This is a genomic window from Sneathiella chungangensis (assembly GCF_009882935.1).
Taxonomy (GTDB): domain Bacteria; phylum Pseudomonadota; class Alphaproteobacteria; order Sneathiellales; family Sneathiellaceae; genus Sneathiella; species Sneathiella chungangensis.
This window is the reverse complement of sequence record NZ_WTVA01000001.1, coordinates 645,333-668,663: the sequence shown is the minus strand read 5'-3', so window position 1 is coordinate 668,663 and position 23,331 is coordinate 645,333. Positions and strand designations below refer to the sequence as shown.

General features: G+C 62.2%; 31 protein-coding genes and 1 tRNA gene. 18 read left to right on the top strand and 14 right to left on the bottom strand.

Annotation, left to right across the window (positions count from 1 at the left end; all coding sequences use genetic code 11):
- Window positions 1-27: 27 nt before the first annotated feature.
- The 5 genes from GQF03_RS03325 to GQF03_RS03305 form a co-directional block, all read right to left on the bottom strand.
- On the bottom strand, window positions 28-846 hold the full coding sequence (locus GQF03_RS03325) for a hypothetical protein (RefSeq protein WP_161337753.1): 819 nt from the start codon (window positions 844-846) through the stop codon (window positions 28-30).
- Window positions 847-953: 107 nt separating this feature from the next.
- Window positions 954-1,508, bottom strand: a complete 555-nt coding sequence (locus GQF03_RS03320; RefSeq protein ID WP_161337752.1) for a GNAT family N-acetyltransferase — start codon at window positions 1,506-1,508, stop codon at window positions 954-956.
- A gap of 2 nt (window positions 1,509-1,510) precedes the next feature.
- The gene (sseA, locus tag GQF03_RS03315; protein ID WP_161337751.1) at window positions 1,511-2,368 is read right to left on the bottom strand and encodes a 3-mercaptopyruvate sulfurtransferase; all 858 of its coding nucleotides are present in this window, start codon (window positions 2,366-2,368) and stop codon (window positions 1,511-1,513) included.
- A 39-nt stretch (window positions 2,369-2,407) separates the two neighbouring features.
- Window positions 2,408-3,121 (bottom strand): alanyl-tRNA editing protein, encoded by a 714-nt coding sequence (locus tag GQF03_RS03310; protein WP_161337750.1) that lies wholly within the window; start codon window positions 3,119-3,121, stop codon window positions 2,408-2,410.
- A 19-nt stretch (window positions 3,122-3,140) separates the two neighbouring features.
- The gene (locus GQF03_RS03305; RefSeq protein ID WP_161337749.1) at window positions 3,141-4,151 is read right to left on the bottom strand and encodes a cysteine synthase A; all 1,011 of its coding nucleotides are present in this window, start codon (window positions 4,149-4,151) and stop codon (window positions 3,141-3,143) included.
- Window positions 4,152-4,567: 416 nt separating this feature from the next.
- On the opposite strand from GQF03_RS03305, the gene GQF03_RS03300 reads away from it, so the two are divergent.
- From GQF03_RS03300 to GQF03_RS03265, 8 genes are all read left to right on the top strand, one after another.
- Window positions 4,568-5,077 carry a hypothetical protein gene (locus GQF03_RS03300; protein ID WP_161337748.1) on the top strand — a complete coding sequence of 170 codons (510 nt, stop codon included), beginning with the start codon at window positions 4,568-4,570 and terminating at the stop codon, window positions 5,075-5,077.
- Between the two features lie 289 nt (window positions 5,078-5,366).
- A complete protein-coding gene (locus tag GQF03_RS03295) occupies window positions 5,367-5,774 on the top strand; it encodes a terminase small subunit-like protein (RefSeq protein WP_161337747.1) in 408 nt (135 codons plus the stop codon).
- Window positions 5,761-7,107, top strand: coding sequence for a phage terminase large subunit (terL, locus tag GQF03_RS03290; protein ID WP_161337746.1), 1,347 nt, complete (start codon window positions 5,761-5,763; stop codon window positions 7,105-7,107). Before GQF03_RS03295 ends, terL begins: the two co-directional genes overlap by 14 nt.
- 46 nt (window positions 7,108-7,153) lie before the next feature.
- The gene (locus GQF03_RS03285; protein ID WP_161337745.1) at window positions 7,154-7,834 is read left to right on the top strand and encodes a hypothetical protein; all 681 of its coding nucleotides are present in this window, start codon (window positions 7,154-7,156) and stop codon (window positions 7,832-7,834) included.
- A gap of 25 nt (window positions 7,835-7,859) precedes the next feature.
- Window positions 7,860-8,000: a hypothetical protein gene (locus tag GQF03_RS03280; protein WP_161337744.1), complete on the top strand. Its 141-nt coding sequence runs from the start codon at window positions 7,860-7,862 to the stop codon at window positions 7,998-8,000.
- 199 nt (window positions 8,001-8,199) lie between these two features.
- Complete coding sequence (locus tag GQF03_RS03275; RefSeq protein WP_161337743.1) at window positions 8,200-8,418, top strand: hypothetical protein; 219 nt, start codon at window positions 8,200-8,202, stop codon at window positions 8,416-8,418.
- Window positions 8,419-8,526: 108 nt separating this feature from the next.
- Complete coding sequence (locus GQF03_RS03270) at window positions 8,527-9,192, top strand: lipase family protein (protein ID WP_161337742.1); 666 nt, start codon at window positions 8,527-8,529, stop codon at window positions 9,190-9,192.
- Between the two features lie 18 nt (window positions 9,193-9,210).
- Window positions 9,211-9,552 (top strand): hypothetical protein, encoded by a 342-nt coding sequence (locus GQF03_RS03265; protein WP_161337741.1) that lies wholly within the window; start codon window positions 9,211-9,213, stop codon window positions 9,550-9,552.
- Between the two features lie 3 nt (window positions 9,553-9,555).
- Here the strand turns inward: GQF03_RS03265 and GQF03_RS03260 are convergent, their stop codons facing one another.
- Both GQF03_RS03260 and GQF03_RS03255 read right to left on the bottom strand, forming a co-directional pair.
- On the bottom strand, window positions 9,556-10,164 hold the full coding sequence (locus GQF03_RS03260) for a LysE family translocator (protein WP_161337740.1): 609 nt from the start codon (window positions 10,162-10,164) through the stop codon (window positions 9,556-9,558).
- A gap of 52 nt (window positions 10,165-10,216) precedes the next feature.
- Window positions 10,217-10,420, bottom strand: coding sequence for a hypothetical protein (locus GQF03_RS03255; RefSeq protein WP_161337739.1), 204 nt, complete (start codon window positions 10,418-10,420; stop codon window positions 10,217-10,219).
- Between the two features lie 57 nt (window positions 10,421-10,477).
- Between GQF03_RS03255 and GQF03_RS03250 the strand changes: the two genes are divergently transcribed.
- The 4 genes from GQF03_RS03250 to GQF03_RS03235 all read left to right on the top strand — a co-directional run bounded on the left by GQF03_RS03250 (window position 10,478) and on the right by GQF03_RS03235 (window position 13,210).
- Window positions 10,478-10,888 carry a hypothetical protein gene (locus GQF03_RS03250; RefSeq protein ID WP_161337738.1) on the top strand — a complete coding sequence of 137 codons (411 nt, stop codon included), beginning with the start codon at window positions 10,478-10,480 and terminating at the stop codon, window positions 10,886-10,888.
- A 106-nt stretch (window positions 10,889-10,994) separates the two neighbouring features.
- Complete coding sequence (locus tag GQF03_RS03245) at window positions 10,995-11,738, top strand: hypothetical protein (protein WP_161337737.1); 744 nt, start codon at window positions 10,995-10,997, stop codon at window positions 11,736-11,738.
- Between the two features lie 63 nt (window positions 11,739-11,801).
- Window positions 11,802-12,269, top strand: a complete 468-nt coding sequence (locus GQF03_RS03240) for a GFA family protein (protein ID WP_161337736.1) — start codon at window positions 11,802-11,804, stop codon at window positions 12,267-12,269.
- A gap of 11 nt (window positions 12,270-12,280) precedes the next feature.
- A complete protein-coding gene (locus tag GQF03_RS03235) occupies window positions 12,281-13,210 on the top strand; it encodes a 2-dehydropantoate 2-reductase (protein ID WP_161337735.1) in 930 nt (309 codons plus the stop codon).
- On the opposite strand, the gene GQF03_RS03230 is transcribed toward GQF03_RS03235, so the two are convergent.
- Window positions 13,207-14,361, bottom strand: a complete 1,155-nt coding sequence (locus GQF03_RS03230; protein ID WP_161337734.1) for a hypothetical protein — start codon at window positions 14,359-14,361, stop codon at window positions 13,207-13,209. The genes GQF03_RS03235 and GQF03_RS03230 overlap by 4 nt on opposite strands.
- 61 nt (window positions 14,362-14,422) lie before the next feature.
- Here GQF03_RS03230 and GQF03_RS03225 point away from each other — a divergent pair, with 61 nt between their 5' ends.
- From GQF03_RS03225 to GQF03_RS03210, 4 genes are read left to right on the top strand one after another with little or no spacing between them, the layout of a single operon-like run.
- Window positions 14,423-14,887 (top strand): hypothetical protein, encoded by a 465-nt coding sequence (locus GQF03_RS03225; RefSeq protein WP_161337733.1) that lies wholly within the window; start codon window positions 14,423-14,425, stop codon window positions 14,885-14,887.
- Window positions 14,884-15,093, top strand: coding sequence for a hypothetical protein (locus GQF03_RS03220; RefSeq protein ID WP_161337732.1), 210 nt, complete (start codon window positions 14,884-14,886; stop codon window positions 15,091-15,093). Before GQF03_RS03225 ends, GQF03_RS03220 begins: the two co-directional genes overlap by 4 nt.
- On the top strand, window positions 15,083-15,415 hold the full coding sequence (locus GQF03_RS03215) for a hypothetical protein (protein ID WP_161337731.1): 333 nt from the start codon (window positions 15,083-15,085) through the stop codon (window positions 15,413-15,415). The genes GQF03_RS03220 and GQF03_RS03215 overlap by 11 nt, the downstream gene beginning before the upstream one ends.
- Before the next feature lie 3 nt (window positions 15,416-15,418).
- Window positions 15,419-15,604 (top strand): hypothetical protein, encoded by a 186-nt coding sequence (locus GQF03_RS03210; RefSeq protein ID WP_161337730.1) that lies wholly within the window; start codon window positions 15,419-15,421, stop codon window positions 15,602-15,604.
- Between the two features lie 58 nt (window positions 15,605-15,662).
- On the opposite strand, the gene GQF03_RS03205 is transcribed toward GQF03_RS03210, so the two are convergent.
- Genes GQF03_RS03205 through GQF03_RS03190 form a run of 4 tightly spaced genes read right to left on the bottom strand, consistent with a single transcriptional unit; the run spans window position 15,663 to window position 19,874 of the window.
- Window positions 15,663-15,953: a hypothetical protein gene (locus GQF03_RS03205; RefSeq protein ID WP_161337729.1), complete on the bottom strand. Its 291-nt coding sequence runs from the start codon at window positions 15,951-15,953 to the stop codon at window positions 15,663-15,665.
- A 60-nt stretch (window positions 15,954-16,013) separates the two neighbouring features.
- Window positions 16,014-17,507, bottom strand: coding sequence for an FAD-dependent tricarballylate dehydrogenase TcuA (gene tcuA, locus GQF03_RS03200; protein ID WP_161337728.1), 1,494 nt, complete (start codon window positions 17,505-17,507; stop codon window positions 16,014-16,016).
- Entirely contained in the window at window positions 17,507-18,394 is an 888-nt protein-coding gene (locus GQF03_RS03195; RefSeq protein ID WP_161337727.1) for an NAD(P)-dependent oxidoreductase, read from the bottom strand. Before GQF03_RS03195 ends, tcuA begins: the two co-directional genes overlap by 1 nt.
- A gap of 28 nt (window positions 18,395-18,422) precedes the next feature.
- Window positions 18,423-19,874, bottom strand: coding sequence for an aldehyde dehydrogenase (locus GQF03_RS03190; RefSeq protein ID WP_161337726.1), 1,452 nt, complete (start codon window positions 19,872-19,874; stop codon window positions 18,423-18,425).
- A 107-nt stretch (window positions 19,875-19,981) separates the two neighbouring features.
- Between GQF03_RS03190 and GQF03_RS03185 the strand changes: the two genes are divergently transcribed.
- Together GQF03_RS03185 and GQF03_RS03180 are read left to right on the top strand one after the other, a co-directional pair.
- Window positions 19,982-20,887, top strand: a complete 906-nt coding sequence (locus GQF03_RS03185; protein WP_170078514.1) for a LysR family transcriptional regulator — start codon at window positions 19,982-19,984, stop codon at window positions 20,885-20,887.
- 120 nt (window positions 20,888-21,007) lie between these two features.
- Window positions 21,008-22,093 (top strand): class I SAM-dependent methyltransferase, encoded by a 1,086-nt coding sequence (locus GQF03_RS03180; RefSeq protein ID WP_161337724.1) that lies wholly within the window; start codon window positions 21,008-21,010, stop codon window positions 22,091-22,093.
- On the opposite strand, the gene GQF03_RS03175 is transcribed toward GQF03_RS03180, so the two are convergent.
- Together GQF03_RS03175 and GQF03_RS03170 are read right to left on the bottom strand one after the other, a co-directional pair.
- Window positions 22,090-23,115, bottom strand: coding sequence for a GlxA family transcriptional regulator (locus tag GQF03_RS03175; protein WP_161337723.1), 1,026 nt, complete (start codon window positions 23,113-23,115; stop codon window positions 22,090-22,092). The two genes, GQF03_RS03180 and GQF03_RS03175, sit on opposite strands and share 4 nt — an antisense overlap.
- A gap of 101 nt (window positions 23,116-23,216) precedes the next feature.
- Window positions 23,217-23,292: transfer RNA gene (locus GQF03_RS03170), tRNA-Asn, on the bottom strand.
- Between the last annotated feature and the right edge of the window lie 39 nt (window positions 23,293-23,331).

Here is a 23,331-nt window from a genome sequence, read left to right as displayed (position 1 = left end):
GCCGGGTTTTTTTGCGTCCGCTGATAATCAGCTTCCGGCTTTAAGGGCGTTCCAGTATTTGGTGTTGAGCTTGCCGATCATCCGGTCGTGCCAGCTGCCGAGGCAGCCGCGGAAACTGAGGCTGCCGGCGATAGTGCGGTCAAAGCATTCCCGGACCACGGCGTTGGCATTGTCCTTGGCGCCGCTTGCAAAGCCGGAGGTTTCCATGATGCCCTGATAGGCGGCGCGGACGGCGAGCCGGTCCTCATCGCTTGCCCGGCCACGGACCGGCAGGCGGTTGATGGCCTGGCTGATCAGTTCCGCCGCATCGCGCTTGTTGCTGTCGCGATCGACCATCTCCGTCGCCAGGTCGCGCAGCGGCCCGGTCGCCAGCAGGATATCCTCCTCCGTCTGCGGCTTCACGTCGCCGCGGATGGGAAGCGGCACGAGGGAGAGATTCGCCGGCACTGAAATCGTGATGTCGAGCGGGCCGTATTTCGCGATCCGGCTTTCGCGGAAGGCGAGGCGGACCGCGTTATGGCCGCGCGCCGCGGTGATGGCGAGCGGCAGATGGTCGAGCGGAATTTCCTGCCCGGCCGCCGTCCGGCCCGTCAGCTCGAAGAATTTATCGCCATGGACATAATATCCCTCACCGACATTGGGGGAGGCGCGATGCTCCTGCAAACAGATGGTGGTGAGCTCCACCGTGCATTCCCCGGCCTCGCACAGCACCGGCAGTTTGAGGTCCGTCTGGGCGACCGCAAGGATTTGCGGCGCGGCGACGGCGGGCAGGGCGGCAAGGGAAATCCCGGCCGCCGCCAGGACGGGGAAAAGGGAAGCGCGTAGTCGATCGGTCAACGGTGTCATCGGAAGCCCTCCGCAGGGTGACAGCGGACATATATATCAGTATAAAGTGATATGAGGCCGGGGTCAATGAAGGCGATGCGCACCCTTTTCGCGAGGACCGGCGGCGATCAGTCCTCGATCGGGTCGATCTCGAGCTCGCGGCGGCGGATCGGCACGAAGCCGGCGCGCTGATACATCGGCAGGGCTTTCGGATGATCCAGCGTGCAGGTATTGACGGTAACCCGCGCCGGATCCTTCAGCCAGGCCTCCTCCAGCGCCCATTTCAGGAACCAGGGGCCAAGCCGCATGCCGATAAATTCCGGGACAATGCCGAAATAGGCGATATCGACGACCTCGGGCAGGTTCTCGCTGTTAAGCTCGACATATCCCGCCGGAACCCCGCGGATATAGAGAACATAGACTTCTGTCGTCTCCGCCGTGAGAATCGCTTTCAGCTCGTCGTCGGAAATCCGCTTGCGGTCGATCCAGCCCCAGTCCCGCCCGACAGCGTCATAGAGATAGCGGTAGAAGGAGACCGTCGGCTTTTCCGCGCGGATGATGGCATGGGGCAGGGCGGGCGGCGGCAGGGGCGCGGCGCGGTGCCGCTCCGTCATCTCGAGAAAGGTGATGATCACGGGCCATCTCCCCGAGGGGGTCGGCACCGGCGGGCGTTTGAGGGCCATGGCTACTTCCCGGTTTCAACTGGCAGACTTTCGTCGAACCCCCACTCCGTCCAGGAGCCGTCATAGACGGCAACGCGATGATGACCCAGCAGATGCAGGCCGAAGGCAAGGACACAGGCGGTGATGCCCGACCCGCAAGATGTAATCACAGGTTTCTTAAAATCAACTCCTGCGCTATCATAAGCTGCACGCAGTGCGTTGGGATTTTTGAAGGTGCCGTCCTCCGGATTGAGCAGTTCCGTGTAGGGCAGGTTTATCGATCCGGGGATATGTCCGCCGCGCAACCCTTCGCGCGGTTCGGGGTCCGTGCCGGCAAACCGGCCGGCAGAACGGGCGTCCAGCACCTGCTCGCGGGAGGCCGCGATATTGCGCGCCACCTGGTCCTTTTCGCGCAGCAGGAAGCTGTTGATACGGGAGGTGAAATGCCGCTCAGCGGGTTTGACCGGCAGATCATCGACCGGGCGCCCCTCCGCCTTCCATTTGGGCAGGCCACCGTCGAGGATGGCGACATCCTGATGGCCGAACAGGCGCAGGAGCCACCAGGCGCGGGCGGCGCTGACATTGCCGATGGTATCATAGACGACGATCCGGTTGCCGTCGCCAAGGCCGAGCTTGCGCATGCGGGAGGAAAATTTCTCCGGGCTCGGCACCATATGCGGCAGCGGGTTGTCGGTATCGGCAATCTCGTCGATATCGAAGAAAACGGCGTTCGGGATATGCTCGGCGTCATATTCGGCGCGCGGATTGCGCCCCGTCGCCGGCATATGCCAGGACGCATCGACGATGCGGACATCGGGGGCGGCGGCATGCTCCGCCAGCCATTCGGTAGAGACAAGCGAGGTTGGGTTTACATAAGCCATATTTCTCTTTTCACCTTATTCAGCCGTCCCGGCCGAGAGTCAGTCAACAAATTCCAGCGACACCCGACGGTTCTGCCGGCCCTTCTTCTCGATCTTCCGGACCCGGACATTGCCGATCTCCGAGGTATTGCGCACATGCGTCCCGCCGCAGGGTTGCAGATCGACGCCCGCCACCCGGATCAGGCGGATGCGGCCCGCGCCGCGCGGCGGCTGCACGGACATGGTTTTCACAAGGTCCGGCTTGGCGTCCAGTTCCTCTTCCGAGATCCAGTCGCTCGTCACCTCATGGTTTTCGCCGATGATCCGGTTGAGCTCCGTCGTGATCTCTTCCTTGTCGAGCGTCGCCTCGGGCAGGTCGAAATCGAGCCGCCCCTTGCCGTCGGAGACCTGCCCGCCGGTCACCGGGTAGGGCAGCACCGCCGAGAGCAGATGCAGGCAGCTATGCATGCGCATATACCGATGCCGGGTGGGCCAGTCAATTTCCGCGGTCACCTCCGCGCCAACCGGCGGCAAGTCGCTGCCCTCGGCCGGGATATGGACGATCTCGTCCGGTGTCTCCCCCTTGACCGCCGTCGCGATCTCGATCTCCGTGCCGCCCGCCAGGATCAGGCGGCCGCGATCGCCCAGCTGGCCGCCGCCGGTCGGGTAGAAGACAGTCCGGTCGAGAAGGATGCCGCCGCGCTCAGTGACGCCGGTCACCTTCGCAGCCGTTCGGGTAAGATAGGCGTCGTCGCGAAACAGGGGCAGGGTCATGACAGGCTCCGGGTTTTTTTTAGCTTTTGCCGGAGAGCCAGGGGGCAACCGGCAGGTTCTTTCCTTTGAGCATATCAATGTCCATCAGCTTACTAAAGTATTTTTGCGCGGTATCGCACAGAACAGTGACAATCGTATGACCCGGGCCCATCTCCTTCGCCATGCGAATCGCCCCGGCGACATTGATGCCGGTCGAGAGGCCGAGCTGCAGCCCCTCATGGATATTGAGGTCATAGAGCACGTCGAGCGCCTCGACATCGTCGATCTGGAAGGGATGGTCGATGGTGAGCCCTTCGAGATTGGCGGTGATGCGGCCCTGGCCGATTCCTTCGGTGATCGAGCTGCCCTCGGATTTGAGCTCGCCGTTTTTGTAATAGTTATAGAGCGCCGCGCCCATGGGATCGGCAAGACCGATCTTGATCGCCGGATTCTTCGCCCGGAGCGCCGTCGCGACCCCCGCAAGGGTGCCGCCGCTGCCGACCGCGCATATGAAGCCGTCGACCTTGCCATCGGTCTGGTCCCAGATTTCCGGCCCCGTGGTGTCGATATGGCCCTGGCGGTTGGCGACATTGTCGAACTGGTTGGCCCAGATGGCGCCGCCCGGATGGGTTTTTGCCAGTTCCTCCGCCAGGCGGCCGGAATATTTGATGTAGTTGTCCGGATCCTTGTAGGGTTTCGCCGGGACGAGACGGAGATCCGCTCCGCAATAGCGCAGCAGCGCCTTCTTCTCGTCGGTCTGGGTTTCCGGCATGACGATGACGGTCTTGTAGCCCTTGGCGTTGGCCACCAGCGCGAGGCCGATGCCGGTATTGCCGGCCGTCCCCTCGACGATCAGCCCACCCGGTTTCAGAAGGCCCTTCGCCTCGGCGTCCTTGACAATGGCCAGCGCCGCGCGGTCCTTCACGGAGCCACCGGGATTGAGGAATTCGGCCTTGCCGTAAATGTCACAACCGGTCGCCTTCGAGGCGGCGGTCAGGCGGATAAGCGGCGTATTGCCGATGCTGTCGATAAAGTCTTTGCGGATTTCCATGGCGGGGTATGTGGTTCTTTCTAATTACCATCGTATTAGTGTTAATCTGGCAATTTACCCTTGGTGCGTCAAGCGTCGAGGCGGAAATAAATCCGGCGACCGGCCGCGACGGGGATTTTTCGCGCTCCGGATGGCGCCGGACCAATATATTGACGGGAATTGATGAATGGGCTATACTATAAATAGTATTTATATGTATTCAAAAAACCGTTTATAGATTTACTGCTATTTGATTTTGTATTCTGATTTTTTCTCCAGCAGAATTGTTCCTCCGCTTCCCGTCTCCCGCGCCTCAGATTCTGCGCGCGTGGACATCTTTCCGACTATAGCAAAGGCACCACAGGATCGGCAGAACGCCCCCCGTGGCTGGACATTTATCGTTTTGTACAACCAGCTATTCATGATTGAGAGGGAATATGACAGTAAAGATATCCGGCGTTCGCCAAAGGGGAGGAGTTTCCGGTCCGCCAACGGGGGGAGAACGCCCCGCGCTGACAGTGACGATGAACTCGGCCGTGACGGCGCGGCCCCGGCGCCCGGTCGCCAACCCGGCGATCGACCGGCGGCGCATGAGGCGGTCCTCCGGGCATCGGGTTTTTTCCGTGCTTTCCGACGAGCAAATGCGCTTTTGCGAGCTGATCGCGCTCGGCTTTCACTTGCGCACCTCCGGCCTTGGCATGCGAACGCAGTCCTTTACCTGGCAGCCGCCGGCCACCGGCAACCCGCAGGACCGGGAGATGGAAATCATGCAGCGGTTCACCCGCTGGGCGGTGAGAGTGCGGCAGGAAGGGCTGCCGCTCTCCGCCATTCTTGACATCGTCGTCTTCGGGAAAAGCTGCCGGACGGTGGACCGTGAACGCCAGAAGCGGAACGGCTTCGCCAAGGATAGTCTGTTGAAGAGCCTTGATTTTTATCGGCAGGCGTGAAAAAAAACACTTCATACGAGAAAGTGATTGAAATACGGGGAACAATAATCTAAAATAAATCCCATAGTCGGAAAGTCGGCCCATGGAAATTAAAAATTTCTGTGGGCCTTTTTCATTTCCGCCTAAAACTGCGAAAAAACCAAAGTTTATGCATCTAAATACGTCAGTATTATTGACGATATTCCCCATTTTCTTGTGCAATCGATCTTCCTGATGCCGGATTCTCCGGTTGAATAAAACACTTATAAATTGAATTTAGAATATTCTTCGGAAAATTGAAGGTATTTTCATGGCCACCATCGACTCCCTGAAATCCACGCTCTACAACAAGATCTGGCGGCGCAGTACGGCAATTCCCTTATTGGAGGAAATCCGTCGCGCCGGCCGCATTGTCGATATCGTCGCGCTTCTCGGGTCCGTCTTTCAACGCAAGGAGGAGGAGACGGTGCGCCGCTTCATCGCCGATGTCTTCGCCGGTGAAATTCTCGAAATTGCCGATAACGCCAATGACAATGCGTCCGATGCCGCCGCCCAGAAGGAAGATCTCGCCCGCGCCAAGCTCCGCATCGATACGCGCAAATGGCTGATGACGCATTTCGCGCCGGCGCAGTATGGCGACGGATCGGCGGCCAATGACAAGGGCAAGCAAAACCTGTTCACGCCGCGTCTGTATATCCCGCGCAATGGCCGAGATTAAACCGCAGCCGGGGCCGCAGGAGATGTTCCTCTCCACGCCCGCCGATATCGCCATCTACGGCGGCGCGGCGGGCGGGGGCAAGAGCTTCGCCCTGCTGCTGGAACCGCTCCGTCATATGACGATGCCGGGGTTCCGGGCGGTGATCTTCCGCCGCACCTCGAAACAGGTGAAGAACGAGGGCGGGCTCTGGGATGCCGCCTGCGGCCTCTATGGCGCGATCGGCGGCAAGTCCCGGGAGACGGACCTTTCCTGGAGCTTTCCCGGCGGCGCGTCGATCAGCTTCGGCCATCTTGAGCATGAGAAGAACAAATATGACTGGCAGGGCACGGAACTCGCTTTTCTCGGCTTTGACGAGCTCACCCATTTCACCGAGAGCCAGTTTTTTTACCTCTTGAGCCGTAACCGCTCCGTTGGTGGGGCGGCGCCGTATGTGCGGGCGACCTGCAATCCGGACGCCGATAGTTGGGTTGCCGATTTCATCCGCTGGTGGATCGACCCGGAGACGGGCTATCCGGTCCCCGGGCGGTCGGGCAGGCTGCGCTGGTTCGTTCGCGACGACGACAGCCTCGTCTGGGGCGACGACAAACGCGCGCTGGAGGCGGCGCATCGGGGGAAAACCGCGAAATCGGTGACCTTCATCGCCGCGCGAATCGAGGACAACGCGATCCTGATGGAGAAGGACCCGGGCTATCGCGCCAATCTCGCGGCGCTGCCGACGGTGGACCGCGAACGGTTGCTCTCGGGTAACTGGAAAATCCGCCCGGCGGCGGGCGATTATTTCCGCCGGAGCTGGTTTCCGGTTATCGCCGCCGCCCCAGCCGAGGCGCGGCGGGTGCGCGGATGGGACCTTGCGGGCAGCCATTCGGAGCCGGGCGCGCGGCCCGACTGGACCGCCGGGGTGCGGCTTGCCCGCGATGCGAACGGCCTTTTCTATGTCGAGCATGTCGAGCGCCTGCAGGGCACGCCGAACGATGTCGAGCGGGCCATCCGCAACCTCGCGCAAAGCGACGGGCGGGAGACGACCGTCGCCCTGCCGCAGGATCCCGGACAGGCGGGCAAGGCGCAGGTGCAGGCGCTGATCCGGCTGCTGGCGGGTTTCCGGGTAAAAAGCCAGCCGGTGACCGGCAGCAAGACCGTCCGCGCCATGCCGTTTTCGGCGCAGGCCGAGGCGGGCAATGTCCGGCTGGTCGCGGGCCCCTGGAACGCCGACTTCCTCGGCGAGCTCGAGAATTTCCCCGCCGGCCGCCATGACGATCAGGTCGATGCCGTCTGCGAGGCCTTTAACACGCTTACAGAGTTCAGTCAGAAATCACAACGGGATATGTACTCATGAACGATCCGTCCAAATCCTCCCATCTCTACGACGGCATGGCCGCGAGATGGGCTCTGCCGAATTCCGGGAGGCCTGGCATCATGTCATCGGCGGCACGCCGTCGGGTGCCTTCAACTTCATCGTGCCCGCGATCAAGCGGCCCTTCATGGTGACCAACGCGAGCGGCCAGACGGCGACGGTCAAGACCGCGTCGGGCGCGGCGGGGCAGGCGCTGGATGGCGATACCCGGCTTTTCTACTGCGACGGAACCGACGTGCTGGCGCTCACCGACAGCACCTCGGCCGGAGGCGGGGGCGGCAGCCATTCCGGCGCACTGGTGACCAAAAGCGCGAACCAGAGCATTTCCAACAACACGAACACGGCGCTCAGCTGGAACAGCGAAGGCTACGATACCGACAGCTTTCACGATAATTCCACCAACAACAGCCGCCTGACCGTGCCGAGCGGGGTCTCGAAGGTGATCCTGAGCGGTCAGGTGCGCTGGGACAGCAATACCTCCGGCACCCGCGAAATCCTTGTCGAGAAGAACGGATCGGGGACCTATGACGGCCGCCCGTTCCAGCATATCGGCGCGCAATCGGGGCGGACCATGCAGAGCTTCGTCTCGCCCGTGCTGGCCGTCTCGCCCGGCGATTATTTCGAGCTGGTCGCCTGGCAGGACAGCGGGGCCAGCCGCGACATCGAAAGTCATGCCTCCACCTGGTTCAGCATCCAGGTGGTCGAATAGAGGAATTCCAACGAAGGGGAGCGATATGAAATCCATCATCCTGCCAGCGGCCGTCGGGGCCGCTTTTTTATTGCCCGCGACCGGGGAACCGGCGGCGGTCTGCCTGCCGCGCGGCGAGCTTGCGGTCCATCTCGCCGAGGAATACGGCGAAACGCTGATCGCCTAGGGCCTCGATAACCGGGGTGCCCTTGTCGAGATATATGCAACCCGGGATCGCGACCGCTGGACGCTTGCCGAAACCGATGCGACCGGTCGCAGCTGCCTGCGGGCGGCGGGGGAATACTGGAACGCGCTGACGGTCCGCGAACCCCGCGCGGCGCGCCAGCCGGCCGCCGTTCTGCAGTCCGATGAACAAGGAGGCGAGCATGAATAATCTGGAACAGGAAATCGGCGCGATGCGGGTCAGGATCGAAAACCTGCATCTCGACATGGTGGAGCTGCGCGATGACGTCAAGAGCCTGACCCTGCAGGTCAGCATGGGGCGCGGCGCGCTCAAGGTCATCGGCATCACAGGGACCGTCATTGCGGCGTTAACCACCTTTGCCGCCTGGATCGTACAGAATTTCCGGCCCTTCAATCTGTAGAGCATAAAGGAGCATGAATTTGGGCGAGTTTGTCAGTCCCGACGGCCGGTTCCGGCGGCCGGACCTCATTGCCGGATATGCCGGTCATAACCGGACTGCGGGCGGCAGATGAATGCACTGGAGGCCGCCATATGCGCGAAAATCGCCTATGAGCCCTACGGCGCGGCGAGGGCGGCCCGGTTCGGCTACAGCTACAGGGCCGTGCGCGGGCGCGACCATTTCGCCTGGATCGGACGCAAGGAGGGGATCACCGTCGTCGCCTTTCGCGGCACGGCCCTGTTCGGACGGGAGCTGCGCAGCTATCGCAGCAACCTGTCCACCGACCTCATCCCCTGGACCGGCGCAGGGCTGGTGCATGAAGGCTATTACCAGGGGCTGTGGCAGGTTCTAGCGGGCGTCCGGCGGGAACTTCGTACGGCGGGCGGCGAGATCGTCTTTACCGGCCATTCCATGGGCGCGGCGCTGGCGACGCTGGCGGCGGTGCTGCTGGAGGCGGAGCGGGTTCATGCCTTTGCCTCGCCGCGCCGCGGCAACCGGGAGTTCGCGGAAGGCTATTCGCGCGACATCCGCGTCACCCGCTATGTCAATCGCTGCGACGTGCTCGCGCGGTTGCCGATTTCCGGAGACGTGCAGGGGAGCGAACCGCCGCGACGCGAGCGCTATTGCCATATCGGCCGGACGGTCCGCCTGCCGGCCATCGGCCATTCGATCAGCGCCTATATCGAGGGCATCCAGATGCGGCGGCGCGGCGAGTATCAGTTTCAACCAGTCTAACCAAGGGAGCAGAAGGAAATGAACGCAAGCAACAGGAAAGACATCGCCGGTCCGGCGGATTTCGATGCGGAGAGCTTCATCGAGGAAAGCGCCGAGGCGGCCTATCTGGCCTATCCCGGCGAGGAGGAGGAGGCGAATGACAATTTCCCCGCCCATGAAATCCTGCAGGGATGTATCTGGCGCGATGTCGAATCTTCCCAGCAGAAGGTCGGCATCTTCGAGGAGGAGACCTTCGGTGAGCGGAGCGCCGATCTCGATCGCCGGGGGGAGCTCAATTTCGCGGAAGACCGGCGCGGCGCCCGCGGGTTCCTCGATGAGGAGACAAGCGGCTTCCTGCCGGACTATCCGGATCTCGCCTAGCGGCTATTTCCGGCCCGTGAGGGCGAGGCCGATCCCGGCGGCGATCAGGAAGCCGCCGGTGATCCGGTTGCGGATCCTCTGATAGCGCAGCATCAGCGGGCGGAGCGCCCCGGCGAACACCGCCCAGAGCGCATCGCCCAGCGTCAGGACCGTGAGGAAGACAAGGGCGACGAGGGCGAGCTGCGCCAGATAGCTGCCGTCCGGCGCGACGAACTGCGGCAGCAGCGCGGCGTTGAAAATCAGCGTCTTCGGGTTCAGCACCGCGACCACCAGGCCGCGCGTGAACAGCCTGAGAACGGGCGCGCGGACCGCCCCGATCGCCGACAGGTCGTCGGGCGGCGAAATCCAGCTGCGATAGCCGAGCCAGAGGAGATAGGCAACGCCCGCCCATTTCAGCCAGGTGAGGATATCGGCGGCAATCTCCAGCAGGGTGCCGATGCCGAGGACGACGAGGATCAGCTGCAGCCCGACACCGACCGTCGTGCCGGCCACCGTGCACAGGCCGTAGCGCGTGCCGTAGCGCAGCGAATTGGCGAGGGTGAGGGCAACATTCGGCCCCGGAATGGCGACAAGGCCAAGGGTGACGATGCTGAGGGCGACAAGCGGTTCCATGGGATCAAATTATCACATCCGCCGCCGTGCTCAACCGCTTTTCATCCGCCTGTCACAGGATGCGGATAGGGTATCCGTTCCCGCGCTGCCGACCCACGCCGGGACCGGTTTGGAAGGTGGCCGCAACAATGCGGGAGTTTTTTGGATTTTTGTTGGAATTTGTTAACCATAATGGAGAAAATTCTGGATTTACGACAAATAAATGGTAAAATTTTCCCATAATCGCCAAAAAATTCAAAATTTGTTGTATATCCAACAGTTGTCTTTCCAGCGTATCAATTTCGAGCCAAATTATTTCGGACGGAGACGGCCCATGTCTTTAAAATATCTCAATGTCAAACTGGGTATTTTCGCGTTGGGTCTTGTCGTGCTTATTGCCTTAGCCGCAGTTTTCGGCGCCGGGGAACAGGCGCGGGCGGCAACCCCGACGGCGGATTGCGTTGGCCCCTTGTCGAAACAGGAAAAGGCCAGCTGCGAAGAGGCGGCGCAGGCCACGGGATCCGGTTTCGGAACGATGGTCGCCTGGTTCTTCCCGGCAACCGAGAATCACCTCCTCAAATCCGAGGCGATTCTTGCAAAGAACACGGAGAATGGCGCCGGATCGGCGGAACAGGAGTCATCCGGCATTCTGCCGCGCGATGCGCTGTTGTTGTTCGGTGTGGCTCTTCTTGGGATTATCTATCTCGGGCGGCGGCGGCGGAAAATACGGATCGACCGGAAATAATCATCCCCCAGCCAGGGAGCAAGGGCGGCGCGCCGGTTATTGGCGGCCGCTCTTTCATTTGGGCCGCCCGCGTTTACCTTTTGGTTAGCATCCCGGGGCTATTGTGATGGTCATGGAGATATCGCAAACAGTAAAGCCGACGGCCTGCCTTCTGGAGGCCTTCCGCTTCGTCATCCGGCACCGCTGGCCCTGCCTGATCCGGGCGGTCCCGGTCGTGGCGATGACGGCGCTGATCGCCTGGCTGGAGACGAACATCCTGGCGGCGGCGGACTATTTCCGCCTGGTCGTCAATGAACTGCTCTATGCGATATTCGCCGTCTACTGGCACCGCTATACATTGCTGGGTTTCGAGCGGGAGAATTCCGACTTCGGCCTGCAGTTCGGCCTGCGCGAGATCAAGTTCGCCGGCGCCATGATCGGCTATGTCATCATCACCTATCTGCTGGCCCGGGTTTATGTGGCGAGCGGCGGCGATGCGTCGAGCGCCTCGATCGTCCTGTTCATGGGCCTGTTGTTGCTCTGCTTCATGCCGCTGATGTTCATCTTTCCCGCCATCGCGCTGGATCAGCCGATGCGGATCGGGCATTTCGCGCGCTCGATCATCGATATGTTCCTGCCGCTCATCGGGACCTTGATGCTGTCCCTGATTGCGGTGATCGGGCTCTATATCCTGATCTATATGCCGATGCTGCTGCTGATCCTGATGAACCGGCCGGACATGGCGGGGATCGTCTTCTATGCGCTGTCGAGTTTCCTGATCATGCCGTTCATCATGGCGGTGTTTATCTCGTTCCTCTCCATTCTCTACCGCGAGAGTATCGGCATCGCGCCGGTAAAGGCCGGTTCCTGACTTTGCGGCTTGCCCGGACCGGCTAATTTCCCTAACCTGTTCGCGACGCAGAGGAAAATGACCATGAGCGAGACGATCGAGGGGGGCTGCGCCTGTGGCGAGATACGCTACAAGCTGCAAATCCCGCCATTATTCGTGCATTGCTGCCATTGCCGCGAATGCCAGACCCATTCGGGCAGCGGTTTCGTCATCAATGCGCTGATCGAGACGGACCGGATCGAACAGTCCGGCGGCGAGCTTGTCGCCATTTCGGTGCCCACCAGAAGCGGCGGGCCGCATGATATCTATCATTGCGGCAAATGCCAGACCGCGCTCTGGAGTGATTACGGCCGCCGTCCGGGCTTGCGCTTCCTGCGCGTCGGCACGCTGGATGATCCCATGAAGCTGCCGCCGGATGTGCATATCTTCACCCGCTCCAAGCTGCCCTGGGTGACCTTGCCCGAGGATGTTCCGGCCTTCCGCGTCTATTATGATATGAAGGACGTCTGGCCGGCGGAGCGGTTCTCCCGGCTTGTCACCGCAACAAAATAGGAAAAATAACAGTGAAAATCGGAATTGTCGGCGCCGGCGCCATTGGCGGTTATTTCGCGGTCCAGCTGGTCGAGGCGGGCTATGAGGTTGTCGTTCTGGCGCGGGGGAAAAACCGCGAGGTGCTGTCCAAGAAGGGGCTGACCCTGACTTCGGAAAAGGGCGTTGAAACCGTCAAATTCGCCGCCGTCTCCGACAGCGCGGCGGAACTCGGGGTCTGCGACGTGGTGCTGTTCACCGTCAAGAGCCAGTCCACGGAGCAGGCGTCGGAGGATATGCGCCCCATGGTCGGCCCGAAGACGGAGATTATCAGCCTGCAGAACGGCCTTTACGGGATCGAGACGCTCGCCGGAAAATATGAGGAAGGGCAGCTCTCTCCCGGCATCACCTATATCCCGGCGGTGGTGGACGCGCCGGGGCAGGTCCTGCGGACAGGCAGCCTGACGCGGACGGTTTTCGGCCCCCTCCATCCGCGCGATACGGCGCTTCATGATGAACTGGCCGCGGCGCTGCAAAAACAGGGCACCGATGCCTTCGCGCGACGGGAGCCGATGAAGGAAATCTGGTCGAAATATGTGGTTCTTGCGCCCTTTCACCTGATCGGCTGCCTGACCCGGCTGCCCGTTGGCGGCTGGATCGGCACGGCGGAAATGCAGGACCTGTTCTTCCGGGCGATGAAGGAAGTCTGCGCCCTTGGCCGGGCGAAGGGCGCCGATGTGCCCGATACCATCGCCGAGAAGCAGGTGCATTTCGTCAAGACCACCGCCAACCCGGCGACCAAGGCGTCGATGCTGGAGGATCTGGAGCGGGGCAAGCCGCTGGAGCTGGAAGGCATTGTCGGTTGGATCTGTCGGGAGAGTAAAAAACACGGTCTTGAAAGCCCGATCCATGACATCGCCTATGCGCTGCTGCTCGCGCATCGGGACGGGCGCCCCGCCGCCTAGCCCACGGGCACCGCGAAAATCGTGATAAAGAGAAGAAGCGCGGCGAGCGAGACCAGCGCCGCCTTTCCCCTGGCCGTCTTTGTGACCTCCAGCGCGACGAGGCATTGCAGGAAATAATAAAAAGCGAAGGCGCGCGAGGCGAGGGCCAGAATCTCGAAGGTATCGGCCGTCCAGGTGAGCAGGATCGCAAGGCCGCAGATCAGCACATAGGTGATCTTGACCGGCAGCCGGTGCCGGGTGATCTCGAGGATATTGCCCGACGCGCTGATCGCATCCGCCGTCGCCGCACTGAACTGGCTGAACAGGGCAGCGAGCACCAGCGGCGCGGCGAGCCAGACCGCGACCTCTTTCGCCAGCTCGATCAGGGCGTTGCCCGCGACGTCGCCGCTGAAAAAATGCATCAGCGGCAGCGAGACCGCGACGAACAGGAGATAGACGGCGGTCGAGATAAGCTGCGCATTGCGGCTCGCCCGGATGCGGGTGTCGGCATCGAACTCATCGCCGAGATAGCGCGTCGTCTCGAACCCCTGCACGACGATGAGCGTGCCGGCCAGCACCGTGACAATTTCCCAGGCCGAATGATCGGGCAGCGGCGGCAGGATCACGCCCGCCGCCGATAGCACGCCTGCGTCATACCAGGCGAAGCTGCCGATCATCAGGAAGATGATGGCGAGGGTGGTGATCAGCGACCAGCGCTCCAGCCCCTCCAGTGTCTTGAGACCGCGGACGAGTTCGATAAGCAGGATAAAGGCGATGATGGCGGTGGTCAGCATGCGCTCGTTGAATTCCGTGTCGGCATCGAAGAAGCCGAGGGCGTAGGACGCCAGAATGCGCAAATAGAGCGTCACCGAAATGATGTAGGCCGGGACCAGCGCGAGATCCGATACCCGTTCGAACAATTTTAAAAGCGGCGGCGCCTGCGGCTGCGCCAGCGCCGGTTCCGCATGGGCAATATTGTGGCGGATGACGGCGCCGACCGCATAGGCGACCGCGCAGATTGCCGCCATCGCAAACAGCGAAAACGGCCCCGCCGTATCCGAGAGCAAGGAGACGATCACCAGAAACCCGCTCCCGAAGATGGAGGCGAGGGGCGTCGTCGTGCCATGGACGAGGCGGCGGAATGCGCTTTTGCGGGATGTAGCTCGGTTCATCGGGCGCCCTTCGGAATGACCCAGGTGATCTTCAGTTTACGATCCTCAAGGAGCAAGGCAATTGATTATTCAGGACCTGCGGGAGCTTATCGTGCGCCCGACATTGGACGCGCTTGGCATGGGCGGTGTGACAGCGGAAAATCTTGTTCTGGGCACCGGGCTTGTCGAGACGGGTTTCAGGCATCTCCGGCAGATACGCGGCCCGGCGATCGGATTCTACCAATGCGAGCCCGCGACCTACCGCGACATTCTCCGCTATCTTGAGCGCCGCCCGGACCTGTCCGCGCGCATCGCGCCCCTGATCGCGGGGGAGGGGATGCCTGATGTCTCGCAACTTGTCTGGAACCTTAAATTCGCGACGGCGATCTGCCGCCTCCATTACTGGCGCAAGCCCGGCGCGATCCCGGACAACATCGCCGGACAGGCGGCCTATTGGAAAACGCATTACAACACCGCGCTCGGGCGCGGCACGGTGGAAAAATACATATCATGCGCCCGCCCCCTAACAGAAGGAAATTACCGATGAAAAACTATCTGAAAGGCAAGAAAACCTATGTGACGGCGTTTCTTGCGATCATCACGGCGGTGGGCAGCTATGTTCTGGACGAGATCGCGCTCAAGGACATGATCGAGGCGATCTTCGCCGCGCTCACCGCCATGACCATCCGCGCCGCCATCACCAAATCCGCGCCGGAGGATGACCCGATGCAGGGGATCCAGAATGAGAAATAAATCCTTTATTTTCAGCGCAGTGGCGGCGACGGCTCTGCTGCTCTCGGCCTGCGCGTCTTCGGTGGCCCAGCTCTCGCCGCGCGATCAATTGCTGATCACCTGCGATGGCCTCGCCACCACCATGGGGATCGTCAGGAACTTCATCCTCGACGGTACGATTCATCACCCGGGAACGCTTGCGCGTCTTCGCGAGGCTTCGGTGATTGTCGAGGAGAGCTGCGGCGAGAAGGTTGAGTTCGCGCGGGCGCTCGAGCGGCTTACCGCGCAGTCCGTCCTCCTGCTGGAGGCGCGGATCGAGGCCGCCGCCGGAACAGGGAGCTAGACCATGGAAATCACCTCCGCCACCATCGTCGCCCTGATCGAGGGCGGCGCCTTCCTCGTGAATACCGCGCTCCGGGCGCAGCGGGGCGAAATCTCCGAGGCCGAGGCCGCCGCCATCCTCGCCCATGTCGGAGAGGAAGCCGGCGAGCTTCGCCGCGTCATCGACGCCGCGCTTGAGAAGCAGTCCTGACCCAGCAAAAAGGGAGGCTTAACCGGCCTCCCTTTTTATCCCGCCAAAATTTCCCGCCTTAAAATACCTTTTCCGGCTGGTCCGGCCAGAGAAGGGTTTTGCAGCCCTTGCGCTCGGCCAGTTCCTTGACCGACATATTCCGCTCGATCAGCTCGTTGGCCTGGCCCGCCGTCGCCTTCCGGTCCGCAAGCTCGGTCGCCTTGTCCGTATTCGCCGTATATTCGATCTCCAGATCCTGACAGCTTGCCGTCTTGTCGCTTTGATTGAGGTTCGAATAATCGATCGGCGGCTCCGTGATCGTGCAGGCGGCGAGCAGGGCGAGCCCCGAAAGCGCGAAAATTCCTTTCATAACCGTCCCCTTTCTCCCCGTGATCCCGCCACTGAAGCACAGGCGCGCGCCGCCGTCAATTCACGTTTTCCGGGTGACAAACTCCGCCGCGGACCTACCGGCGATCTTGCCGAAGACGGCGCCGTTCATGAGGCCCGTGCCGCCGGGATAATTGTTGTAGAAAATGCCGCCGACCATCTCGCCCGCCGCATAAAGGCCGGGGATGGGGCGGTAGTCCGTGCTCTGCACCTGCGCGTTTGTGTCGATCCTAAGCCCGCCGAAGGTGAAGGTGATGCCGCAGGTGATGGCATAGGCCTCGAACGGGGCCTCATCGAGGCGGTTGGCCCAGTTGCTCTTGGGCACGGGCAGGCCGGTCGTCGCGCGTCCGTCCTTGATGTTTGGATTGAAGGGGACGTTGGTCTCGACGGCGGCGTTATAGGCCTTGACCGTCTCGATAAAGCCTTGCGGATCAACACCTTCCAGCTTCTCCGCAAGTTCCTCGATGCTGTTCGCCGTAACCTTGGTGACCTGCCGGATGCGGTATTCATCGCGCAACAGATGCAGGGTTTTCGCATCGAAAATCTGCCAGGCAAAATGGCCGGGCTGCGCCAGCACCTCGCGGCCGTATTTCGCATATGTATAGTTGCGGAAATCCGCCCCCTCATCAACGAAACGCTCCCCCTTTGCGTTCACAATAATGCCGAAGGGGTAGGAATGCTTCTGGAAGCCATCGCCGACGGCGAGGTCGCCAAACTCGGGCGCGTTCCGCTCCCAGCCGACAGCGTGGCAGCCCGACCAGTTGCCCGCCGGGCTCGCGCCGATCTCCATCGCCATGCGGATGCCGTCGCCGGTGTTATAGGGGGTGCCGCGCACCTTTGCGAGATCCCAGTTGGGCCCGAGATAGCGGGTGCGCATTTCGGTATTGGCCTGAAAGCCCCCGGCGGCGAGGATGACGGATTTCGCGGCCACTTCCTCGATCTTTCCTTTGCGCCGGATTTTCACGCCGGTGACAGCCACGCCGTCGGTGACCAGCTCCAGCGCCCGGGCCTCATACCAGACCTCAACGCCGCGCTTGGTGGCCGAGCCGATGAGGGCATCCACTAGGCCGGGACCGCCGCCCCAGGCCTCCACCGTCAGGCCGCCCCAGAACTTGAATTTTCCGTCCACCTTGAAGGCCTGCCGCCCGTAGATGGGCACGAAGCGCACGCCCTTTTCGCGCATCCAGCGGATGGTGGAAAAGCTTTGCCGGACAAGCACTTCGCAGAGGTCCGGGTCGGTCCGGTGCTGGGTCACGCGGAACATATCGTCGAAGAACTGGTCTTCGGTGTAGGTGCCGAAATCGGTGGTGGCGATCTCGTTCTCGGTGAGGTCCGGCATCACGGCGAGCAGGTCGTCGAGCCCGTTATAGGCGAAGCGGATGGCGCCCGCGGTAAAGCGCGAATTGCCGCCGCTCACTTCCTCCGGCGCGCATTCGAGGACGAGGACCTTCGCGCCGTTTTCCTCCGCGCTCAGGGCCGCGCAAAGGGCGGCGTTTCCCGCGCCCACCACCACAATATCATACTGGCTTTCCGCCATTATCCTTCCCCTTCGATCAGTTTCAGCAGCACCGGAAAATATTCCGCGCCATATCCCGCCGCGCTGGTTTTCTCGAGCATCTTTTTCGCAAGCTCTCCGGCGGGGGAGGTAACGCCCGCGTCCGCCGCGAGCTCGAGCGCGTAAGCAATATCCTTTGTCGCATAGTCCGTGCCGAAGGCGCCCACGGGGAAATTGCGCGGCAGCATCGCCTTTTTCACATGGTTGCGGAGCGCGAAGCTGTCCGCCGAGCCCTTGGAGAGCGTCTCGACCAGCAACTCGCGGTCGACGCCTGCGCGCTCCCCGATGGTGAGCGCCTCAGCCAGCGCGACGACGGACTGGATCAGCAGCATGTTGTTCAGGAGCTTCACCACCTGGCCCGTGCCGACGCCGCCGCAATGGGTGATATCGGTCGCGGCGGCGGCAAGATAGGGGCGGATTGTCTCGAACGTCTCCTCATCGCTGCCGACCATGATGCTCAGGGTGCCGTCAATGGCCGCCTGGCGCGTGCGGGCGACGGGGGCATCGGCGAAAATCATGCCCTTCTCATCAAGCGCGGCGGCGGCCTTGCGGGCGATGGCGACGGGGCAGGTGCTCATATCGACAATGATCTGGCCCTTGCGGCCGTTTTCCAGCAGGCCGTCTTTTCCGAGAATGATACTCTCCACCTCCGGTCCGCCAGGGAGCGAGAGGAAGATGATTCGTGCGGATTTTGCGACCTCGGCCACGGATTTAGCGCGGCTGGCGCCGTCCGCCTCCAGCCGGGTGAGCGGCCCGTCCGCGAGATCGAATACCGTCATGGACCCGAGGTCGGCGTTGGTCATGTTGCGGCAGATCGGCTCGCCCATGACCCCGAGGCCGATAAATCCGAGTTGTGTCTTCTCCGTCATGCTGTTTCCTTAAAATGGGCGGCGGGCGCTAACCGCCGAGGCCGCCAAGATAGATGCTTTTCGTCTGCTGATAGGCGCGGAGGCCCTGAATGCCTTTTTCCCGCCCGAGCCCGCTTTGCTTGTAGCCGCCGAAGGGCGCGGCGATGCTGAGCTGCTTGTAGGTGTTGATCCAGACCGTGCCCGCCTTGATCGCCCCGGCGACGCGCCAGGCCTTGGTGAGGTCCCGGCTCCAGATCCCGCAGGCGAGGCCGAAGACCGTATCGTTGGCCAGTGCGATCAGGTCTTCTTCCGAGGTGAAGGGCAGCACGACGAGGACGCTCCCGAAGATTTCCTCCTGACAGACGGGGGAGGCGTGATCAAGGCCATCAATGATCGTCGGTAGGTAATAGGCGCCGGCGTCATAGTCCGCGCCGTCGGGCCGCGTGCCGCCAAGGACGATGCGCCCGCCGTCTTTGCGGGCAATCTCCACATAGCCCTCGATCCGGGCCCGCTGCGCGGTCGAGGCCATGGGACCGATATGGCTGCTCTCGTCCAGCGGCGGCCCGACCTTCAGCGTTTTTGACGCCGCGACAAGGCGCTCCATAAAGTCGTCATAGATGCTTTTTTCCACGAAAAGCCGTGATCCGGCGACGCAGGACTGCCCGCCGGAGCCGAAGATTGCCGAAGAAACATCCGACGCCGCCTTCTCAAGATCGGCATCGGCGAAGACGATGGTCGGCGACTTGCCGCCAAGCTCCAGTATGGTCGGGATAAAGCGGCCCGCCACCGCCTCGGCAATGGCCCGGCCCGCATTGGTGCCGCCGGTGAAGGAGACCATGGCAAGGTCGGGATGGTTGATGATCGCCTCGCCGACCGTATGATCGCCGGGAAGAACGCTGAGCAACCCTTCGGGCAGGCCCGCATCGATAAAGGCGCGGGCAAGCTCGATCGAGACGAGGGTGGTCAACTCCGACGGTTTCAGGATGACCGCGTTCCCGGCCGCCAGCGCCGGGGCGAGCTTCTGCGCCGCCATGGTCAGCGGGGAATTCCAGGGCGTGATCGCCGCGACGATTCCCACCGGCTCATGGGTGGTGACGGAGAGATAGGGCCCGCGCGGGGGCGGGGCCTCGGCCTCCACGGTCTCAGAGACCGAGGCGAAATAGCGGACGATCCCGGCGGCGGCGTCCACTTGCCCGAGCGATTCTTTGAGCGTCTTGCCATTTTCCGATGTCTGCAGGGAGGCGAGTGTCTCTTTGCGTTCCCGCATCAGCTCGGCGGCGCGGAAGAGGACGCTTGCCCGTTCATGCGGCGGACGGGTGAACCAGTCGTTCTTGGAAAGCGCCGCGCGCGCGCGGGCAAAGGCGGCATCGACCTGATCGGCGGAGGCCATGCGCATTTCGGTGATGAGGGAACCATCGGCCGGATTGACAACCGAGAGAATACCTCCCATGCCCTCAATTTCCTCCCCGGCAAGCAGCATTGTTTTTCTTATTGTTTTCATGGTTCCCTCACGTCGCTTGCAAAATTAGACTAGCCTGCCCTGATTAATATGATAAATAATATTTTACGCGTTATTGATATCAAATATCTATAAATAGGGGCAGGCGCATGGACCGACATTTCAGGGCGTTCGTCGCGGTGGCGCGGCATCTACACTTCACCCGCGCGGCGGAGGAAATCCATATAACCCAGCCCTCGCTGTCGCTCTTGATCCGCCAGCTCGAGGAACAGCTTGGCGTCAAGCTGATCACCCGCAGCACCCGGCAGGTGGCGCTCACCGACATGGGCAAGGCGTTCCTGCCGCTCGCCGAGAATGCGGTGAACGATCTCGACGCGGCGGTGCGCCATATGAAGGACCTGTCGGACCTCCGCGCCGGCAAGGTGACGGTCGCCGCCTTTCCCTCCGTCGCCGCCAACCAGCTGCCGCCGATCCTGGTGGAATTTCACCGCCGCTACCCGAACGTGAAGGTGCAGGTGGTTGACAGCATCTGGGGGACGGTGGTCGATCGGGTGCGCGCCGGCATCGCCGATTTCGGCGTCGGGTCCGAGCCGCCGGAGATGGAAAACCTCGCCTTCCAGAAAATATATAACGACGAGATCATGCTGCTCGCGGCGAAGGATCACCCTCTCGCGGGCAAGAAGACGCTCGGCTGGAAGGAGATCGACGGCGAGGAGATCGTCCTGCTGTCCACCGACACCGGCGTCCGCCAGAGCATCGATGCGGCGCTCGCGGGCACTGGCATCACGCTCCGGGCGATCATGGAGCCAGCGCTCGTCCAGACGGCGGCGGCGCTGGTCGCGGCGGGGGCGGGGCTTGGCGTGATTCTCTCCTCCTACCTCCGGGCGGTGCGCATGGACGGCCTTGTCGCGATCCCGCTCACCCGTCCGCGCATCCCGCGCCCCGTCGGCATCATCACCCGGCGCAACCGCGAGATGACCCCGGCCGCCGAGGTGATGCTGAAAATGGTGGTGGGCGGCCTGAAGGACAAAATCGTGACGCCCGTCACGGCCTGAGCGCGACCCCTGGCCGGAATGACCCCTTTGTGACCGGTATGGCTCTCCCGCCGCGCGCGTTCTTTTATTAGCTATCCGCTCAGGACGGATCACCCGTCCGATCAATGGATGGAGAATGAAATGACATTAGCAGAACAGCAATGGCCTGACTTCGATGGGAAGGAGGCCGAGGAATTTGGCGAAAAACTGGGCGACATCATCAATTCGGGCGCCATCGCCTTCATGATTTCGGTTGGCCACAAGACCGGCCTTTTCGACAGCATGGCGGATGCCGGGCCGCTCACCTCGGCGCAGATCGCGGCGCGGGCGGGCCTGAAGGAGCGCTATGTCCGCGAATGGCTGGCGGTCATGGTGACCGGCGGGATCGTGCTCTATGAGCCGGGGGCGCGGCTTTACAAGCTGCCGGCGGCGCATGCGGCCTCGCTCACCCGCGGCGGCGCGCTTGGCAACTTCGCGGTCTATGCCCAGTTCATTCCGATGACCGGCGCGATCGAGGATAAGCTGATCGATTGTTTCAAAACCGGTCAGGGCATGAAATATGAGGATTATCCCTGTTTCCACCAGGTCATGTCGGAAGACAGCGACCAGACCGTGGTCGCCAATATCTTCGATCTTGTCCTGCCGCTTGAGCCAGGCCTGAAAGACCGGCTGGATGCGGGGATCGATGTCCTCGACGCCGGATGCGGGCGCGGGCATGCGCTGACCGCCCTTGCTGAACGTTTCCCCAAAAACCGCTTCGTCGGCTATGACCTCTGCGTCGATGCGATCGAGGCGGCCTGCGATTACGCCGCCGATGCGGGTGTTGAGAACATCAGGTTCGAGGCGCGGGACCTCACGGATTTCGACGACGTCGCCCGCTTTGATCTGATCACCACCTTCGATGCGGTGCATGACCAGAAGCATCCGGCGGATTATCTGAAGCGGCTTCGGCGGGCGTTGCGGCCGGGCGGCGTGCATCTGATGCAGGATATCGGCGGTTCGGCACATCTTGAGAATAACCTCGAATTTCCCATGGCCGCCTTCCTCTATACGGCGTCTTGTGCCCATTGCATGGCGGTATCGCTGGGGCAGGGGGGCGACGGCCTCGGCACCATGTGGGGCTGGGAAACGGCGGAGAGGATGCTGAAGGAGGCCGGCTATCGCCGTGTCGAGCGCCATATGTTCGAGGAGGATCCGATGAATGTCTGGTTCGTCTCGAAAGCCTAGAACCGGATGTGGCTCTGGTAGCGCTGGCGGTAGCGGCCCGGCGTCACGCCCGTGCGCTTCTTGAACAGGCGGCGGAAAAAGGCCGGGTCCTCGTAGCCCAGCGAACGGGCGATCTCCTCGATCGGGGTATCGTCCGTTTCCAGCGTTTGCTTCGCCTCCTCGATACGGAGCGCCTGCACATAGTCCATGGGCGAGAAGCCGGTGGCCGCCTGAAAGCGCCGCTTGAAGGTGCGCTCGCCAAGGCCGGAGCGGGCGGTCATCCTGGCGACCGGATTGGCCTCATGATAGTTCATGGCGATCCAGCGCTGGCAATCGGCAATGACTGCGTCCTCGTGCTGGCGTGGCGGCGGCACGGCGGTGAAGGGAAGCTGGCCGTCATTATGATCGCCGATCAGGAAGACCTTGGCGGTCCGTACGGCCTCCGCCTGGCCGCAATAGCGGGCGATCAGATACAGCGTCAGGTCCTGCCAGGAAGACGAGCCGCCGCTGGTGATGATCCGGTGGCCCGGTCCGGCCGGAACCAGGATGCGCTCCGGTTTCAGGTCGATTTCCGGCCGCATCGCCCGGATCATCTCCGCGGCCGCCCAGTGGGTCGTCGCCTCGCAATGATCGAGAAGGCCGGTACCCGCAAGGAAGGCGGTTCCTGTACAGACCGAACAGACCGTCGCGCCCTGGTCATACTGCGCCCGCACCCAGTCGGTCATCGCCGGCCAGGAATAATCGGCACCGCGCTCGGGCACCAGCGCGAGATCGGCAACGATGACGATGTCGGTCCGGTTGACCTCATGCAGGGCGGCATGGGGCGCGATGGGGGTGCCGATGGCGCTGGCGAAATCCCGGCCGTCTTCCGAGACGATCTTGACCTCCATCAGCGGCGCCGGCTCGCCGTCGCCCGTCACCTCCGCCCAGCTCACCCCGACCGAGGAGAGCACCTCATACAGGCCATAGAGCGCCGCCGGCGTGCTCTCGGGCAGCGCCAGCAAACTCACCTTGACGGGATCAGTGGGGACAGCGTTTTTCATGCCGCCATTCTGATATCCCAACCCCGCCCTGTCCAGCCCCCGGTGGTGGACGCGGACAGAAGAAAAAAAGCCTCCGGAAGGGTTTCCGAAGGCTTTTGAATTGGCTCCCCGAACAGGACTCGAACCTGTGACAGGCTGATTAACAGTCAGCTGCTCTACCAACTGAGCTATCGGGGATCAGGGCCCGAATTATACCGGGATGGCGGCTTATAGCAA